2 protein-coding genes are annotated in these 1,043 nt (G+C 36.6%); both read left to right on the forward strand.

Going from position 1 to position 1,043, the window contains the following annotated elements; genetic code table 11:
* Positions 1 to 573 (forward strand): type I methionyl aminopeptidase (map, locus tag AC1DRF_RS29300; RefSeq protein ID WP_477742482.1); only part of this gene is annotated, 573 nt, incomplete at its 5' end.
* A gap of 230 nt (positions 574 to 803) precedes the next feature.
* On the forward strand, positions 804 to 1,043 hold a 240-nt coding region (locus tag AC1DRF_RS29305; protein ID WP_477742483.1), incomplete at its 3' end, for a DUF5634 family protein.

Here is a 1,043-nt window from a genome sequence, read left to right on the forward strand (position 1 = left end):
GAATATAATTTCCMAGGTGTAACGTGCATTAGTGTAAACGAAGAAGTGGCTCACGGTATTCCGGGAGATCGAGTATTAAAAGATGGCGATTTAGTAAATGTGGATGTATCTGCCGTACTTGACGGCTATTATTCAGATACCGGTATTTCATTTGTTATTGGGCAAGACGAAGAAAAAGAAAAGCTGTGCCAAGCTGCAGTAGATGCATTTTGGGCAGCCATGAAAAAAGTAAAAGCCGGTTCAAAACAAAACCAAATTGGTCGTGCTGTCTCTAACTTTGCACATCAAAACGGATATGCTGTTATTGAAAACTTGACGGGTCACGGTGTGGGCCGCAGCTTGCATGACGCTCCTAACCATATTTTAAACTATTATGATCCAATGGATAAAGCACTTTTGAAAAAAGGCCTTGTTATTGCTGTAGAGCCGTTTATCTCTATGAAAGCTGATCATATCATTGAACGCGGAGACGACGGCTGGACGTTTGTTACACCTGATAATAGTCTTGTAGCACAATGTGAACATACGATTGTGGTAACAAACGGTGAACCGATTATTTTAACTGAACTATAATCAAGTTTCGCACGTCTTCTTATTTTTATAGATTCCATTAATTAATAAAAAGCTACTTCACTTAGCAATGTTTTTTTATTGTGTTATAGTGAGGTGGCTTTTTTGATTTATTATGCAATCAATGATGATCATATTGATTTGCTTTGTTCAGATAACGTTTGAAAGATAGTGTAATTGAATATGCTCAAGGGAATGCTAAACATAAATCAAAATGAAAAGGGGTATAAAATGTGGAATATGTAAAAAGAGAAACGGCTATAAGTGAACTGACGCATCATATGGATGACATTTTAAACAAATATAACCTTCAAGGCGTCTCCGTATATGAAGAAGAAGGAGAAGGTAATCACTATTATCTTGGCTACACAGTAAAAAAGAATGATCAGGTGTTTATGCTAAACAGACCTTATCTAAAAGATAAAGACGGGAAACTAGCAGTAGAAAAGCAAGAATGGACTGTTCAAGGTAAC

This window comes from Priestia sp. P5_B4 (genome assembly GCF_056400385.1).